Source organism: Lutibacter sp., from assembly GCF_046055765.1.
Taxonomy (GTDB): Bacteria; Bacteroidota; Bacteroidia; order Flavobacteriales; family Flavobacteriaceae; genus Lutibacter.
Genome location: NZ_JASFZF010000133.1, coordinates 1 through 16,199, shown reverse-complemented (window position 1 = coordinate 16,199; position 16,199 = coordinate 1). Strand labels below are relative to the sequence as shown.

The following is a 16,199-nucleotide window of genomic DNA, read 5'->3' as shown; positions in this document are numbered from 1 at the left end:
TATTGATATTCGTCAAGCTCTTTTTCATTTAGGTGAAATTACTGGAGAAGTAACTACCGAAGATTTACTAGGAAATATTTTTGCTAATTTTTGTATCGGGAAGTAAGAAGGTTAGTCAAAAGAAGAATAGAACTCAAACTTATGTTGCAAACTTGAGATTCTGAATCAAGTTTAGGATAGCGAACAAAATTGAATCAACTCTTTTTGATGTAATTACGATTAAAAATAGGCTTTACTTATTTCATAAAACAACTGTTAAATTTAAAAGTAAGTACTAACGTACTTAAATTAAAATATCAATGTATACACCTAATAGCTACAAAAACGAAGATTTTAAAGAAATAAAAAGCTTTATAACTAAAAATAGCTTTGGAATTTTAATAAATCAAAATAATGGGAAATTAACTGGAACACATATTCCATTAGTACTTGATATAAATAAAAACGGTGAAAATATACTAACAGGCCATATTTCAAAAGTAAATCCCCAATGGAAAAATTTTAACGATGATGATGAAGTTTTGGTAATTTTCTCAGGACCTCACAGTTATATTTCGTCTTCTTGGTATGAACAAGAAAATGTACCAACCTGGAATTATATTGCGGTGCATATTTATGGTTCAATTAAAATTATTGAAGGAGAGGAATTATTAAATTCATTGAAAAAACTAGTAAATAAATACGAAAAAGGTTCTGAAAACCCTATTAGAATTGAAACAATGTCTGAGAAAAACCTAAAGCAAATAAATGGAATTATTGGTTTTAACATAAAAATAAATGATATTCAAGCTACTTACAAACTTTCACAAAATAGAAAGGAGCCTGATTATGATACTATAATTCACAAATTAGAGAATACAACAAGTCCTAATTCAATTGAAATTGCAAAACAAATGAAAAAACGAAGAAAATAAATTAAACTATAATTAAGTATACTAAAAAATGATACATACAACAGATTGGCTTGGATTTATAGGTGTTTTTTTAATTTTACTAGCTTATATTTTAGCTGAAACAGGTAAAATAACTAATAAAAATTTAATATTTATAGTACTAAATTTAATTGGTGCAAGCATCGCTTGTTTAGCTTCAATTTTATTAAATTATATGCCTTTTATTATTTTAGAAGGTGTTTGGGCATTTGTATCTTTAAACTCCTTCATTAAATACCTTAAACTATCAAACGCTAAATAACTGTTAATTTATGGCAAAAAAAGGACAAGCAAAAAACACAAAAAATAAGGCAAAACATTCTAAATTAATGGCTCAGAAGAAAAATAAATTACGAATTGAAAAAGAATTACACGCAAAGCGCATCAAAGCTATTATTCAAAAACAAAAAGAATAATTAAATGACAATTAAAAAAACCTTCATTATAGAAGGTTTTTAATTATACATCAATCATATTTTGCTTTCTTAGCTCTTTTTGCCGCTTTTTTTTCTTTAGCAGTTTTAGCTGGTTCTTTTTTTACATTCTTCTTTGAATCTTGCCCCTTTGCCATACTAGTATATTTTGAGTGTTAATGTTCGTTTTATAATAGTAAATGTAGAAAATATATTTCGTAATTTCACAAAAAATGATTCATTATTCTTTAATAAAATAATATTTTGGGTGAGGTAATTCATTTTCAATTAAATACAACTAATACTACTAAATTTAACATACAATGCTAACAAATCAAATTCAGCCTACAGAAAATCAATTAAATCAATTAAAAACTTATCCAAAAGGTACTCCAGTTACCATGCTTAATATTCTAAAATTTAAAACATTAACTTCTACCAATGAAACTGGGCAAGAAGCCTATGCTCGTTATTTAAAAAATGCGGCTCCTTTTGTAGCTAAAGCGAATGCCAAGCTAATTTGGAAAGGTAATGTACATAGCACTTTAATAGGAAATTCAGCCAATCAACCTCATGTTGTATTTTTAGTTGAATATCCTTCTGTGGAGCATTTTTTTACAATGATTTCTAATCCTGAATATCAAAAAATTGCCAGCGATCGCTCTATTGCTCTAGAATTTGGAGATTTAATTGCTTGTGAAACTGTATAATTATGAATGAAATTAAAACACATTACCGTACTTGTAACTTATGTGAATCTATGTGTGGTTTAGAAATTAAATATCAAAATAACACCATAATTTCAATAAAAGGAGATAAAAATGACCCTTTAAGTAAAGGGCACATTTGTCCAAAAGCTACAGCATTAGAAGATTTATACAACGATAAAGACCGACTTAAAACACCTATTAAAAGAACAAAGATAGGTTGGGTAGCTGTTTCTTGGGAAGAAGCATATCATGAAATTGAAACTTCATTAAAACGCATTCAAAATAAATATGGAAAAAATGCTATCGGTTCATACAGAGGAAATCCAACAGTTCATAACACTGGTTTAACCCTTTTTAGTGCTCCATTTCTTAAAAGTTTAGGTTCCAATCAAAAATACACAGCAACATCTGTAGATCAATTACCACATCATTTTGCTTCATTATTCATGTTTGGGCATTATTTAATGCTTCCTATTCCTGATATTGACCGAACTGACTTTATGCTAATTATGGGTGGAAATCCAGCCGTTTCAAACGGAAGTATTATGACCGCCCCAGATTTTGCTAACAGACTAAAAGCCATAAAAAAACGTGGTGGAAAAGTGGTAGTTATTGATCCTAGGTTTACAGAAACTGCTAAAATTGCAAATACACATTATTACATAAAACCAGGAACAGATGCTTTTTTGTTATTAGCACTTATCCATGTGATTTTTGAAGAAAATCTAACAAAATTAGCTCACCTTGAAACTCACATAAATGGTTTAGAAACAATAAAAGAAATTGTAAAAAATTATCCATCAAAAAAAATAGCTAAAATTATTGGCTTTACTTCAGAAGAAATTCAACAATTAGCACGTAATTTTGCAACATCCAAAACTGCTGTTTGCTATGGTAGAATGGGTTTATCAACTCAAGAGTTTGGCGGCTTATGCCAGTGGTTAGTGAATGTTTTAAATTGTATTACTGGTAATTTAGATATTGAAGGTGGAGCATTATTTACCAAACCTATAATCGACATTGTTGAAATGTCTAAAATAACAGGTAAAATAGGCAGTTTTGACACTAAAAGAAGTAGCGTTCAACAATTACCAGAATTTACAGATGAATTTCCTGTAGCAGCACTTGCCGATGAAATTTTAACACCTGGTGAAAATCAAATAAAAGCAATGATTACTATTGCTGGAAACCCTGTGCTATCTACTCCAAATGGTAAAAAACTTGAAAAAGCATTTGAATCGTTAGAATACATGGTTGCAATTGATATTTATTTAAATGAAACCACAAAATATGCTCACATTATTTTACCAACTACAACTGGCTTAGAAACACCTTTATACGATTTAATTTTTCATCAATTTGCCATTAGGAATACAGCAAAATATTCAGAAGCACTTTTTAAAAAAACCAAAGAACAACGTCATGATTGGGAAATTTTAAAGGAATTAACGAAACGTTTTACAGGAAAAGAAAACCCTTTAAATTTAGAACAAACATTAGATTATATGTTGCAATTTAGCAGTTATAAAGTACCCAAAATGTCTATTTCAACATTAAAAAAATATCCGCATGGGTTAGATTTTGGGGCTTTAAAACCTCAATTACCTCAACGTTTATTTACTACTGATAAAAAAATTGAATTAGCTCATCCTCTTTTTATTGCAGATTTAAAACGTTTAAATAAAAAACTAAACTCATTAGAAACTAAAACAATTGCTAACTATCCTTTTTCTTTAATTGGAAGACGGCATTTACGCTCTAACAATTCTTGGATGCATAATAGCAAACGTTTGGTTAAAGGTAAAAAACGATGTACGTTGCTTATAAATACTAAAGATGCTAATTTGTTAAAACTAAAAGAAAATCAAAAAGTTATAGTTACATCAAATGTAGGGCAAGTAAAACTTCCTATTGAAATAACTGATACTATGATGCCTAGAGTTGTTAGTATTCCTCATGGTTGGGGACATCATAGAAAAGGAACTAATATGGAGATTGCACAACAACATGCAGGTGTTAGTATCAACGATTTAACAGATGCTAAAAATATTGATTGTTTAACTGGAAATGCAGATTTTAGTAGTACAAAAGTTAAAATAGAAGCTATTCAAATAGCTTCTATTTTTAATTAAATTTAATTACTAGCCAATGCCAATCCTTCAATTGCTGAAGTGTCATTAGGTTTATTTAATAGTACTTTTTGAAATAAAACGATTGCTTCTTTTTTCTTTCCAAGCTGTAAATTTGTCCAAGCATACATTAACAAACCATCATAATCAAACGGATATAAATCAATAATTTGTTTAAAATATGTAATTGCTTTATCAAATTGTGAACGGTTATAGTAAATAGTTCCTAAATAATACATTGCTTTTGTATTGTGAGGTGAGTTTTCTAAAACTGACTTATACAAATTAATTACTTCATCCCAACGTCCTAAAGCAGCTAATGGAAAAATATAGCCGAATTTTGGTTCATCAGCGTACGGCATTAACTCCATTGATTTTTTATAAAAAGCTAAAGATTCATTAAAGTTTCCAGCCATATAATTAAGCCACCCTAATCTTAAATTAATTTCATATAAATTTTCATTATAAAATACTTTCATTTCATTAACTGCCAATTTAAAATCTCCTTGAGCTTCCAACGCATAACTTTTACTAAATGCTTCTTGTAAGTTAGAAAAATCATTTTGTGCACACATATACGTATTCGCAAATAAGGAAAATAACCCTATTATAATTGTTTTTCTTAAAATTTCCATGTAATTCCTGCAGTTATGTTTTGTTGATTAAATCCAAATGTTTTTGTTGTTAAATCAAAATTTTGGTTGTAATAATTATCTTCCATTTCCATAAATGAATACCCTATTTTTACGATAGCATTTTTTCCGAAGTATTGAAATGAAGCTCCAAACTCATTTAATACTGTAGCTGATTGATTGTAAATTATTGCACCATTATTGGCTATAAAATTACTCATTTCACCAATAGTACCAAACCCTGTTATTGAAACTTTATCAATGGTTACAGACAAACCGCCCGTAAAAACTACATTAGAATCTGGATCTTGATTTTGATATTGAATACTTCCAAAAGGAATTAATAAAGTACTTCCTAAAGGATATAAAGACATGGAATAACCTACTTGAAATTGATTATAATCATTTAAGTTTGAAACTGATACATTTATACTATTTCTAATAAAATAAGATGCTTTTGTTAAAGAACCTCCAAAAACCACATCGGTATATTTAATTGTTGAAGAGGATGATGTAATTCTTCTTGGACCACTTCCAAACAACATTGCTGTGTTTTCCACATTCAAATTATCATAATTTCCATAAATAACATTAAAATACGTATCTAAATACCATCTATTTCCAAGTGAAACTGTTACATCTGCATAATATCTTGATTCATTTCCTTTATACGTTTCATTTACAAGATTACCTCCTTCGTTTTCTTGCTGTACTGAAGTTGTAGGCATCACAGAAAGCTGATGATGTAAGTTTACTCTTTTCGACAAAAGATGACTCATTCCTAAAGAAAACAATTGGTAATTTTTAGGAATAAAACGAATATCATTATTTTCAGAATTGATATCGGTTAACAATTGCTCATCATAATCTAAATTATTAGTTATCAATATATTAAAACTTAAATCGGTTACAAAAGGTAAATCTAAGTTAATTTTATCTTTCAAAGTTTTCATCATTTTATCATAAAACAAACGACTTTCTAAAACCAATCCGCTGTATTTATAAGCATAATACAAATATTCTTGTACCACAACATCATAAGAATTAACTGCATACGCTTCTTCTAATAATTGAATAGCGCTTAACATTTTATTTTCTTTAAAATAAGCAATTCCCATTCTTACTTTTAAATAATAAAAATCAATGCCTTCTGCTCTAGATTGTTTTCCCATTGCTATAATAGGTTTCCAATCTTGTTTTAAATATAAAGCATAGGTTGTACTATCAACCTGTTTAAATGACAACGGAGATTGTTGTGCATTGGCTGTGGTTATAAACCACCATAAAATTATAAATACAACTTGTTTTCCCATTTTAATATAATTTTTGAGGCTTCAGGTGTTTCACACTGAATATTAATTTTGCTATTTTTATGTATTTCTGAAACTGATGAAAAGTACCTACGCTTGTTGTTACCAATAATCTTAGTTTTCATTACTACTTTAGTGGTGTTAAAGGTTTGCTCAGGTTCTAAATATGACAAACTAAATTTTCCTTTTAAAAACAACCCAAAAGGCACTAAAAAATCCTGAATAGTTAACAAAGGAAAACGGTATAAATGATGTATCGGAAATCTAGATTTCACAGTTAAATCACTATATTCACTTAAAACTACCTTATAAAAACTTCTGTAAAAATAAAACAGCCCACTTTTTTTAGAACCCAAATAATTTAAAGCCGAAAATGTTTTTCCATTATTTTCATAATATAATTTAGCGTTTGTTTTTAAACAAAGAAGATATGATTGATTGTAAATATCAATTTCATTACGGATAGAGAATATTGTTTCAATACCATCTTCCGTAGTCATACTCAATTCAAATTCATCTCCAGGATTCCATTTAAATCCAGCTTGTAGTACAGGTGAACTAGCAATATTTGATAAGGTTTCTTGCGTTGTAGGAATTCCTTTTTGAACAAAACCTAACTTCATCTCCTCACCTACCAAATACTCAGACAATGGCCAAAAAATTGTTGGTGCACCAATTCCTGAAATTGATTGTAATTGAAAATGTAAATGCGGATAAGGTGAACGACCAGAATTACCACATTTACCAATAGGTTGTCCTTCAACAACAACATCTCCAATATGGACTTCAACAGTACCTTTTTTTAAATGACTCATTTTTGAATACAAATAATCTTCATGTTTTATCACTACTGTATTTCCCCAATTTTGAAGTGCATTAGTAACACCAATTTCATTATCTTCAACACTATTTACTACAGCTACAACAGTCCCAGTTGCTGGTGCTACAACAGGTTTATCAAAACAAAAATAATCGGTTACAACATAACCATCACCACTAAATTCTTTATTAGTTGATGGATCTTTAATGATAAAATCCCACGCATATTTAAAAAAATCTTTATGAGTATATGTTCCTTCATGACCTTGGTTAACCGTCCATTTTCCTATAAATGGTAAACGAATAGAATTTACAAAAGCTGCATATTTTTTTGCAGGTAAACTATCATACACGTACGCATTTGTTTCCGGATTTTTTTGCTGAACCAATGTTAAAATTGGAGATTTGGTTTGGTCGTAACGTATTTTTAATGCATATAAAACACCAATCATAATCATATTAAAAGGTAAAGAAAAGGCCGATAATTCAAAATAGATAAAAAGCCTGTCTGAACCAATTGTAGTAACTACTAATACAGGAATTAACAACAAGCTCCATATAAAAGATTGACGAGATGGAATTAAAAAATAGCCACCTATTGCAATAGCTGATAATATAAAGTTAAATCCGTAATACGTATAATTTAAAGTGCCAGTGTACATTCCTAAAAAGGAATACAACCAAAATGCCACAAAAAAACCAACTAATGATAATAAAAAATTGACTCTAGAATGAATTAATAATCCAATTGAAATAAGTACTCCTGCTAAAATGTTAAACTGAAAGAAAATTGCACCCAATGATAAAAAATAGGTATCAAATCCTGTATCAATAAAAAAGCTATTTAAACCGTCTATAACTAGCACCAGCCAATTTCCTCCTAATTTAAAAAACATATTAGATGGATATAAGGTTTCTGTATTTAAAGCAATATTAGAAAATGAAGGAAATGCTAATAGCATTAACCACATTGCTAATAAAAAAGGAATACTTAAAAATGGTAATCCATATTTTGCAAAAAGCCCCATTAAAACAACGGTGCTAAAAAAAGCAATAGCACCACCAACTGTTATAAGTAGAAGTACTTCTATGCTTGGATAAAAATAAGTTCCAATACCTAATCCAACTAAAAGCGCATTAAAACTAAACAATCCTTTCTTAGTTAATACTTCAGAGTATGCAAATACATGAGCTAATAAAATAGCCGTTAAAACAGCTATTAAACCGCTTAAACCAACCCACCAGTCAATAAAACTAACCATCACTAAAATTAATGCCAAAATCTTATTTTCAGTAAAGAAAATTTGAGAATAGCTGCTTAACGTGGCTTTTAAAAGAGATTTACTTTTTTTTAATAGGTGCTCTTTCATTTATTTTGGAGGTGTTCAGGTACTAATTCTTGTCTTCTAAATACTTCTTTATTTTCTTCTTTTCTAACCAAATGTACTTCACCTTGCTCATCAATCAAAACAATATTTGGTCTATAGGTAATAAACTGCATCCACTGTGTCATGGTATAAGCTCCAACTCTTTTAATCACAAAATGATCGCCTTTATTTAGCATTGGAAAATCAATATTTTTTCGAATTACATCAATATTCATACATAGCGGGCCATAAATTGTGGTTGGTTCAGATTGAAAGCTAGATTCATGCACCGGATAAATTTCGTGATTATACCAAAAAGCAGTAAACATTAAATTTACACCAGCATCAATCACCATAGACCTTCTTCCATCAGCCAAACGCTTATTTGCTAACACTGTTCCTGCCAACCAACCAGCATCATCAATCATTGCTCTACCAGTTTCTAAAATAAGCATTGGTGTTTCGTTATTTGGAAAATCAGTTGCAATCATGGCTGTAGTAATTGAATGTGCATAATCATCAAAACTTGGTGTAGTATCTGTTGCAGGCATATACGCACCTTGTAAGGTGTTTTGAGAAGCAAAACCGCCACCAACATCTATATAACTAATACTAGTTTGAAAACGGTCGAATGTTTTATTTGCTAATGCCGCTAATTTTTCAACTGCTGTTGCATACGCTTTAGACATCGTAATATACGTACCAATATGGATATGTAAACCTATTAAATCCATAGTTCCACTTGAAAGAATACGATTAATTGCATTCCAAGCTTCCCCATTTTCATAATTAAATCCAAAACGATCCCATTGTGGAATAATTCCTGTATCCATATTAACACGAATGGCTACTTGTGGTCGTTCCTTTAATTGTTCTATTAAACTTAAGATGGTGTATAACTCATCAAAATGATCTATATGAATCAAAGATTTATTATTAATTGCTCTTATTAAATCGGCATCACTTTTATCTGGTCCATTAAAAATAATGTTAGTACCAGGAGTTCCATTATCTATTGCTTTTTCATACTCAAATCCTGAAACAACTTCTGCCCAAGCGCCTTCTTGATGGAAAACACGACAAACAGCATCTAAATAATTCGTTTTATAAGACCAGGCAAATTGTACTTTTGGGTAACGTGTTGAAAAAGCACGGTAAGCAGTTTTGTAGGTTTCTCTAATTGTTTTTTCTGAAAGCACAAATACTGGTGAACCATATGTTGAAATAATACTATCTATTGCTACATTATCAATGCTACTTATTGGTTGTAATCTTTTTAAACTTCCAAATTTATTTGGGATTCCTTCAACTACTTTTCGTAATACCGGACGTTCATATATTTTTTTACTCATTTTTTTTAAAATTTTATAGTTCTCCAAAGATTATTATTTTTTCAAAATCGGAAATATCCCCAATTAAATCCCACGAATAGCGGATAAACATTTTACCGTATTCATATTCTGTTACTGGTTTTATTTTTTCTCCAATTGCCAAACGACAAACCATTTCAGGAATGTTTTGACCAGCTCCTACTGCTAAATATACCCAAGCTGGAATACGTGGATTAATTTCAATTAAATGATAATCTCCAGCATCGGTTTTTATCATTTCAAGCTCCATAGCGCCACGCCATTTGGTTTTTTTAATAATCTCGTGTGTAATTTCAAGTAAGCGTTCATCGTTTAATGTAATACCACCCCAAGCCTTTCCTTTATCGGTAATGTACTGTTTACGCATTGCAACTGCTGAAACAGTATTTCCTTTTCCATCACCCAGTGCAATTACATTCACTTCTGTTCCTTGAATGGCTTGTTGAACAACTACTGGAAGTCCCCATTTTGCAGAAAGTTTATTAAAATAATAAATACCCTGACTGTTATTTACCACTTTAAAAGCTTCATAAAATTTTCCTTTTATATAGTACGGATACGATAATGGTTTTGGTAAGTTTGAAAGTTCTTTACTATTCATAATAGCCTTACTTTCTGGTACTTTTATGTCAAACTTTTTAGCATATTCAGGTAAATTATCTTTATGGCGTTCTTCAAATTGTTCCATTGTTGGTAAAAAAGTATGAATTCCCATTTTTAATAATTGATTACTGTATTTAATAAATAAATACAATTCCGAATCAAAATTTGGAATGATAATATCTAACTCCTCTTTTTCATGAATGTATGTTAAACGATCTAAAAATGCTTCACTTCCAGTTGAAGGAAATGGCATTAAATAGGTTTTATCTACCAAACCAGGCATATAAATTCCTGGTTCTAAATTTTCATACGCCAAACCAATAATTCGTACATTCATTCCTGAATCTTTGATGCCACGTATTACAGGAACACCAGGACCTGGGTTATCTATATTATTAAGACCCGTAACTGCTATGGTTAATTTTTTCTGTTCCATAGCTTAGTCTATCATTTTTTCACGTTTCAAAAAATCTAAATACTCATATAAATCACGTCCGGCTGAAATAGCATCTACATCAAATTCTTCCGTAATTTTATTAATTACTTCATCGGCTGATTTTCCTTCTTTTAAAAAATTAATAATTAATAAACCTATTTCGTTGGTTGTAAAAGACTCACCTGTTGAAGGTTTAAAAATAAATCCGTTATCGCTTATTGCTAGTGAATTTAATTTACTCATCGTATATTCTATTTTATTTATTATAAACTCTTATTTCTGAATTTCGTTGTATTTGTATCAAATTTATTCTTTATTATACATACTAACAGCTATTTATGTTACAAACATTACTTAAACTTTTACCCTACTTAATGCTATGTTAGACTAAAACACCTACTAAAGGTTTAACAAACATATATTAAAAAGTGCTATATGTAACAGTAGTTACTGTAGCAAATTTACCCTATTCAAAATAATTCATAATTTCTAATATCAAGATACATGCTTAACTAGTTAAATCTCAATATTTTATAAATATAAAAACACCTAACTACTGTAAAAATTATAAACTTCATTAAAATTAAACTACCATTTTACTTAAGTAATTTTTCGCTATCTCTATTTAAATTCAATTAAAATTATATTCATAATAAAATAGTATATTTAGCACTTTTAAAACTAAAATTTATATGGCATATTCCGTTCAAGAAAAAACATTATGGGGACACCCAAAAGGGTTATATATTTTATTTTTTACTGAATTATGGGAACGCTTTTCATACTACGGAATGCGAGCTATTTTAATTTTATATTTAACTGCAAAAACTACGGATAGCAATGCTGGACTTGGTTGGGATAAGATTTCTGCATTAGAACTTTATGGATGGTATACTTTTTTTGTTTACGCATTATCTGTTCCTGGTGGATTATTAGCTGACCGCATACTAGGCCAAAAGAAAACAGTTATGTTAGGTGGTTTTTTATTAGTAGTTGGACATATTATTTTAGCCTTTGATAATATCACTGCTTTTTATTCAGGACTCGTATTAATTGTATTAGGAGTTGGTGCTTTAAAGCCCAATATTTCAACTATGGTTGGTGGTTTATACAATAAAGGTGATGCCAAAAGAGACACTGCATTTACCATATTTTATATTGGAATAAATATTGGAGCTTTTGCAGCACCTCTATTAGTTGGATATATAGGTGAAGTAATTAACTGGCACTATGGATTTGGATTGGCCGGTATAGGTATGGCTATTGGGCAAATTGTATATTTATGGGGTCAAAAATATTTGAAAGAAGTTGGAAATTTTGTTCCAGTTATTAGAGAAAAAGGCACGAATAAAAAAGTTCCTTTGACAGCTATTGAAAAGGATAAAATGATTGTCTTAATCTTATCATTTATTATTGTAATTGTTTTTTGGGCTGCTTATGAGCAAGCTGGCGGATTAATGAATTTATATGCACGTGATAAAATTGATAGAGTTGTACTAGGTTTTACCATTCCTGCAAGTTTTTTACAATCGTTGCATGCATTTTATGTCATTTTATTTGGAGTTCCTGTAGCTTTTTTATGGGATAAATGGCAATCGAAAGGGAAGGAAAATTCTTCCTTATTTAAAATGGGATTGGGTACTATTATTACCGGTTTAGGATTTTTATTATTAGCGGCAGCTGCTCTTGAAACTGGTACTACCTTAGATGGAAAAGCTTCTATTTATTGGTTATTTGGAGCTTATTTATTACACGTAATTGGCGAATTAAGTATCTCACCCGTCGCATTATCTTTTATCACCAAATTAGCCCCTGTAAAATATGCCTCGTTAATGATGGGTAGTTATTTTATGGTAACAGGATTGGGAAATAAATTAGCAGGATTGGTAGGAGAAGCAGCACAAAACGCAGGTGAATTAACTATATTTATGGGGATTTTTATTTTTTGTACTTCCTTTGGATTACTACTTATCGTGTTTGTGAAAAAATTGAAAAAATTGATACATGGAGCTGATGATGTCAACAAAACAATTCCTATTGTAGAAGCCGAATAATTAATTCTGAAATTAATTTTTAATGCCAGATAGAAAGCAACTTTTAAAATTAGATATTTCCATTTTTGAAAAAAATGGAAAAACTGAGTTTGCTCAATTAATTAAAAAAAATAAATTAAGAACTACTAGCGCTTTAAACGACTTTTTAGTTGGGTTGAAAAACGAAGCTATTGACACAAAAGAAGCTTCACGTATTATTGTAAAATATATTTCTCAACAACAAATTACTAAAGAAGAAGAAAAACACCTAAAAACTCAAGTGGCTGATATATTTAAAATTTTGGGAATTGGTGTTCCGTTTATGATAATTCCAGGCGCTACCCTATTAATTCCTTTTATATTAAAAGCTGCAGAAAAAAAGGGTATTAATTTATATCCTTCAAATTTTAGTGGAAAAAAATCTCTTAAATAAGGTTTAAAATTTTAAAGTAGCATTAAAAAATATTGGCTTACTTTAATATTTCTATTAATTTAACTGCTTCATTAAATATAACTATTATAACATTAAGACACAATTACTATAATTTATTCTAAATATGCCAACAAAATCTTCAGAAAAAACGCTCTTACAAACTGTTTTCAACCAATTTGAACTAGATTCATCGTTTAGTGCATTTTCAGTAATAGTATCAGGACATATAAACGATACCTATTTGATAAAAACTTCAAAAAAACCATACGTACTACTACAACGAATTAATAAAGGAGTTTTTAAAAATGTTCCTAGTTTAATTCAAAATAAAGTTGCTATAAGTAAGCATTTAGTAAAAAAATTACAGCAGCTACCAAAAGCTGAAATTAACCGTAAAGTTCTTCAATTTATTACTACTAAAAACAATCAACCTTACTATGTAGACACTCAAGGAAATTATTGGAATATGATGGTGTATATTGATAAAAGTATTACCTTAGAAACAGTTTCATCTCCTGAAATTGCTTATGAAGGCGGAAAATTATTTGGCGATTTTTTAAACTTAACAAACGATTTTGATGCCACACAACTCACCGAAGTTATTCCAAAATTTCATGATATGTCTTTTCGGTTTGAACAATTTGATTCGGCACTCAAAACAGCAACCAGTGCTCGAAAAAATGCAGCACGTAAACAACTTGAAGAAGTTGAAAATTTACGAACGGAAATGCATATTATTCAGCAATTAAAAGAAAGTGGACAACTAAAAATACGTGTTACCCATAACGATGCCAAACTATCAAATGCACTATTTACTGAAGATTTTAAAGGACTTTGTGTAATTGATACAGATACTGTAATGCCAGGCATTGTACATTACGATTTTGGCGATGCTATTCGTACTTTTTGCAATACGGCTGTAGAGGATGAGAAAAATTTAGACTTGGTCACTTTTAATGTTGTCTACTATAAAGCCTACCTAAAAGGTTTTTTAGAATCGTTAGGAAGCAACCTTTCTGCAACTGAACTTAAGTACCTTCCACTAGCTGCAAAAACAATGATTTTTATTATGGCGCTACGTTTTTTAACCGATTATTTAAACAACGATGTGTATTATAAAACAAATTATCCTTCACATAATTTAGACCGGTCTAAAAATCAATTTAAATTAATTGAGAGTTTTACAAAAACCTTAAACAACCTTAATTAGTTATAGCTAAACAGTAATTGAATTATTTTTTATAATCTTTTGAAACCAAAATTTTTTATGCTTTTCAAATGAAAATCGGCTTAATGAATTAAAAATTCATTATATTTGAAATGCTATGAAAAATATTATAAACTCTACTCCTACGCTGGTTTTAAAAAAGGTATTACATCGAAAAAAAGTTCGACTATTAGTACTATTTCCATATAATGAAGCTCTAATTTCAAAAATTAAAAAATTAAATAACTACAGTTGGAGTCAAACATTAAAAGGCTGGTACACAGACTATACTACAGAAAACATAACTATTATTAAGCAGCTACTTAAACATGAAGTTAAATTTAAACTGGATGATTCCGTGTATAGAAAATTTAGCGTTCGCCCTATAAAAGAAAAGCGTATTATTTCCGAAGAAAACAAAGAGGTTATTAGATCGTATATTAGTTATTTAAAAGGTAAATGTTATAGTGAAAGCACTATAAAAACCTATTTTACATTTATTGCAGATTTTTTTGATTATTTAAAAGACACACCGCTAGACACACTTACCAATAGAGATGTTGAAAAATTTATTGAAACTGTTTTTGTACCTAGAAAATATAGTATTAGTACTCACCGACAGTTTTTTAGTGCTATAAAATTATTTAAAGCATTTTATCCTGAATGCAATATTGATGAAATACAATTAAAACGACCAAAAAAAAGTAAAATACTACCTACTGTTTTATCTAAAGAAGAAGTGATTGATTTATTACGTTGTACCCGAAATTTAAAACATAGAGCTGCATTGGCTATGATTTATTCGGCAGGTTTACGTATTAGTGAATTATTAAATTTAAAGTTAGAACATATAGATATAGATCGGAGACAAATTATTATAAAAAATAGTAAAGGGAGAAAAGATAGAAATATAATTTTAGCACAAAGTTTTATTCCGTTAATGCTTAATTATGTAACAAGTTATAACCCCAAATTATATTTTATTGAAGGAAAACCATATCAAACCTATAGCGCAGAAAGTGTACGCTCATTTTTACATAAATCTAGTAAAATTGCTGGAATTACAAAGAGAGTAACACCACACACACTTAGACATAGTTATGCTACACATTTATTAGAAAACGGGATTGATTTGCGGTATATTCAAGAACTATTAGGCCACGCAAAACCAGAAACTACTATGATTTACACACATGTTTCAAAGAAAGATTTATTAAAAATTGAGAGTCCGTTAGACTTAGCCATTAAAAAATTAACTGAAAACGATAAAAATAGTAACAACCTTCGGTTATCAGAAAATTATTAAACTATCCACTTCTACTTCCTTCTTTATAGGTAGTAATTCTTTTTTTTAACCATCGTTTTAACACTACTAAAGGCTAAAAATTTATGTGTATACTTTTATTTGTGTTATTAATTTAATGCATAAATCAAATTTTATGATAAAGTAGTGATAGGCCAAAGACTTATTCAATAATTGATAATTAAACGTGCAAAAAACATACAGTTTTTTAAAATGTCATTAATATTTTCCGTAATTTTGAAATAAAAATTTAAAAATTGCGACTTTACCTAAAAAATATTTACTAAATTATTTTTATTTAAAAGGTGCTAAAGCTATTTTTACGTCTGTTAAAAAGAACAAAAAACTACGTTTATCCGGAACTTATGAATTATAAACGTTAATAAATAGAATGATATAACCAGTTGCCATTAATAGCGCTGATGGAAAATTTTAGCTTTAGTGGAAAAGACTCACAAGTCATTTAATGATAGTTATTAAACAAACATTTAGAAGAATTCCT

At 29.3% G+C, this 16,199-nt stretch carries 16 protein-coding genes; 10 read left to right on the top strand and 6 right to left on the bottom strand.

What is annotated here, in order from left to right; all coding sequences use genetic code 11:
- The 6 genes from QM495_RS12495 to QM495_RS12470 form a co-directional block, all read left to right on the top strand.
- Positions 1 to 106 (top strand): hypothetical protein (locus tag QM495_RS12495; RefSeq protein ID WP_408672449.1); only part of this gene is annotated, 106 nt, incomplete at its 5' end.
- 193 nt (positions 107 to 299) lie between these two features.
- A complete protein-coding gene (locus QM495_RS12490) occupies positions 300 to 914 on the top strand; it encodes an FMN-binding negative transcriptional regulator (RefSeq protein ID WP_408672448.1) in 615 nt (204 codons plus the stop codon).
- A gap of 28 nt (positions 915 to 942) precedes the next feature.
- On the top strand, positions 943 to 1,194 hold the full coding sequence (locus tag QM495_RS12485; protein WP_408672447.1) for a hypothetical protein: 252 nt from the start codon (positions 943 to 945) through the stop codon (positions 1,192 to 1,194).
- Between the two features lie 10 nt (positions 1,195 to 1,204).
- Complete coding sequence (locus QM495_RS12480; protein WP_408672446.1) at positions 1,205 to 1,348, top strand: hypothetical protein; 144 nt, start codon at positions 1,205 to 1,207, stop codon at positions 1,346 to 1,348.
- Positions 1,349 to 1,668: 320 nt separating this feature from the next.
- Positions 1,669 to 2,055 carry a DUF1330 domain-containing protein gene (locus tag QM495_RS12475; RefSeq protein ID WP_408672445.1) on the top strand — a complete coding sequence of 129 codons (387 nt, stop codon included), beginning with the start codon at positions 1,669 to 1,671 and terminating at the stop codon, positions 2,053 to 2,055.
- A 2-nt stretch (positions 2,056 to 2,057) separates the two neighbouring features.
- Positions 2,058 to 4,187 (top strand): molybdopterin-dependent oxidoreductase, encoded by a 2,130-nt coding sequence (locus QM495_RS12470; RefSeq protein WP_408672444.1) that lies wholly within the window; start codon positions 2,058 to 2,060, stop codon positions 4,185 to 4,187.
- A 2-nt stretch (positions 4,188 to 4,189) separates the two neighbouring features.
- Here the strand turns inward: QM495_RS12470 and QM495_RS12465 are convergent, their stop codons facing one another.
- From QM495_RS12465 to QM495_RS12440, 6 genes are read right to left on the bottom strand one after another with little or no spacing between them, the layout of a single operon-like run.
- On the bottom strand, positions 4,190 to 4,819 hold the full coding sequence (locus QM495_RS12465; protein WP_408672443.1) for a tetratricopeptide repeat protein: 630 nt from the start codon (positions 4,817 to 4,819) through the stop codon (positions 4,190 to 4,192).
- On the bottom strand, positions 4,807 to 6,129 hold the full coding sequence (locus QM495_RS12460) for a hypothetical protein (RefSeq protein ID WP_408672442.1): 1,323 nt from the start codon (positions 6,127 to 6,129) through the stop codon (positions 4,807 to 4,809). The genes QM495_RS12465 and QM495_RS12460 overlap by 13 nt, the downstream gene beginning before the upstream one ends.
- Entirely contained in the window at positions 6,105 to 8,315 is a 2,211-nt protein-coding gene (locus QM495_RS12455) for an urea transporter (RefSeq protein ID WP_408672441.1), read from the bottom strand. The genes QM495_RS12460 and QM495_RS12455 overlap by 25 nt, the downstream gene beginning before the upstream one ends.
- Positions 8,312 to 9,664, bottom strand: coding sequence for a hypothetical protein (locus QM495_RS12450; RefSeq protein WP_408672440.1), 1,353 nt, complete (start codon positions 9,662 to 9,664; stop codon positions 8,312 to 8,314). The genes QM495_RS12455 and QM495_RS12450 overlap by 4 nt, the downstream gene beginning before the upstream one ends.
- Before the next feature lie 13 nt (positions 9,665 to 9,677).
- Positions 9,678 to 10,721, bottom strand: coding sequence for an ATP-grasp domain-containing protein (locus QM495_RS12445; RefSeq protein ID WP_408672439.1), 1,044 nt, complete (start codon positions 10,719 to 10,721; stop codon positions 9,678 to 9,680).
- Between the two features lie 3 nt (positions 10,722 to 10,724).
- Positions 10,725 to 10,964: a PqqD family protein gene (locus QM495_RS12440; protein WP_408672438.1), complete on the bottom strand. Its 240-nt coding sequence runs from the start codon at positions 10,962 to 10,964 to the stop codon at positions 10,725 to 10,727.
- Between the two features lie 449 nt (positions 10,965 to 11,413).
- Between QM495_RS12440 and QM495_RS12435 the strand changes: the two genes are divergently transcribed.
- From QM495_RS12435 to QM495_RS12420, 4 genes are all read left to right on the top strand, one after another.
- Positions 11,414 to 12,775 carry a peptide MFS transporter gene (locus QM495_RS12435; protein WP_408672437.1) on the top strand — a complete coding sequence of 454 codons (1,362 nt, stop codon included), beginning with the start codon at positions 11,414 to 11,416 and terminating at the stop codon, positions 12,773 to 12,775.
- 22 nt (positions 12,776 to 12,797) lie between these two features.
- Complete coding sequence (locus QM495_RS12430; protein ID WP_408672436.1) at positions 12,798 to 13,187, top strand: hypothetical protein; 390 nt, start codon at positions 12,798 to 12,800, stop codon at positions 13,185 to 13,187.
- 124 nt (positions 13,188 to 13,311) lie between these two features.
- Entirely contained in the window at positions 13,312 to 14,397 is a 1,086-nt protein-coding gene (locus tag QM495_RS12425) for a phosphotransferase enzyme family protein (RefSeq protein ID WP_408672435.1), read from the top strand.
- Between the two features lie 115 nt (positions 14,398 to 14,512).
- Entirely contained in the window at positions 14,513 to 15,700 is a 1,188-nt protein-coding gene (locus QM495_RS12420) for a tyrosine-type recombinase/integrase (protein WP_408672434.1), read from the top strand.
- The last annotated feature ends 499 nt before the right edge of the window (positions 15,701 to 16,199 follow it).

Bases quoted from the DNA above. Each gene is read 5' to 3' on its own strand.
- QM495_RS12455 (WP_408672441.1), bottom strand. From the start codon at position 8,315: ATGAAAGAGCACCTATTAAAAAAAAGTAAATCTCTTTTAAAAGCCACG.
- QM495_RS12445 (WP_408672439.1), bottom strand. From the start codon at position 10,721: ATGGAACAGAAAAAATTAACCATAGCAGTTACGGGTCTTAATAATATA.
- QM495_RS12465 (WP_408672443.1), bottom strand. From the start codon at position 4,819: ATGGAAATTTTAAGAAAAACAATTATAATAGGGTTATTTTCCTTATTT.
- QM495_RS12460 (WP_408672442.1), bottom strand. From the start codon at position 6,129: ATGGGAAAACAAGTTGTATTTATAATTTTATGGTGGTTTATAACCACA.
- QM495_RS12440 (WP_408672438.1), bottom strand. From the start codon at position 10,964: ATGAGTAAATTAAATTCACTAGCAATAAGCGATAACGGATTTATTTTT.
- QM495_RS12490 (WP_408672448.1), top strand. From the start codon at position 300: ATGTATACACCTAATAGCTACAAAAACGAAGATTTTAAAGAAATAAAA.
- QM495_RS12480 (WP_408672446.1), top strand. From the start codon at position 1,205: ATGGCAAAAAAAGGACAAGCAAAAAACACAAAAAATAAGGCAAAACAT.
- QM495_RS12420 (WP_408672434.1), top strand. From the start codon at position 14,513: ATGAAAAATATTATAAACTCTACTCCTACGCTGGTTTTAAAAAAGGTA.
- QM495_RS12435 (WP_408672437.1), top strand. From the start codon at position 11,414: ATGGCATATTCCGTTCAAGAAAAAACATTATGGGGACACCCAAAAGGG.
- QM495_RS12450 (WP_408672440.1), bottom strand. From the start codon at position 9,664: ATGAGTAAAAAAATATATGAACGTCCGGTATTACGAAAAGTAGTTGAA.
- QM495_RS12475 (WP_408672445.1), top strand. From the start codon at position 1,669: ATGCTAACAAATCAAATTCAGCCTACAGAAAATCAATTAAATCAATTA.
- QM495_RS12470 (WP_408672444.1), top strand. From the start codon at position 2,058: ATGAATGAAATTAAAACACATTACCGTACTTGTAACTTATGTGAATCT.
- QM495_RS12425 (WP_408672435.1), top strand. From the start codon at position 13,312: ATGCCAACAAAATCTTCAGAAAAAACGCTCTTACAAACTGTTTTCAAC.
- QM495_RS12430 (WP_408672436.1), top strand. From the start codon at position 12,798: ATGCCAGATAGAAAGCAACTTTTAAAATTAGATATTTCCATTTTTGAA.
- QM495_RS12485 (WP_408672447.1), top strand. From the start codon at position 943: ATGATACATACAACAGATTGGCTTGGATTTATAGGTGTTTTTTTAATT.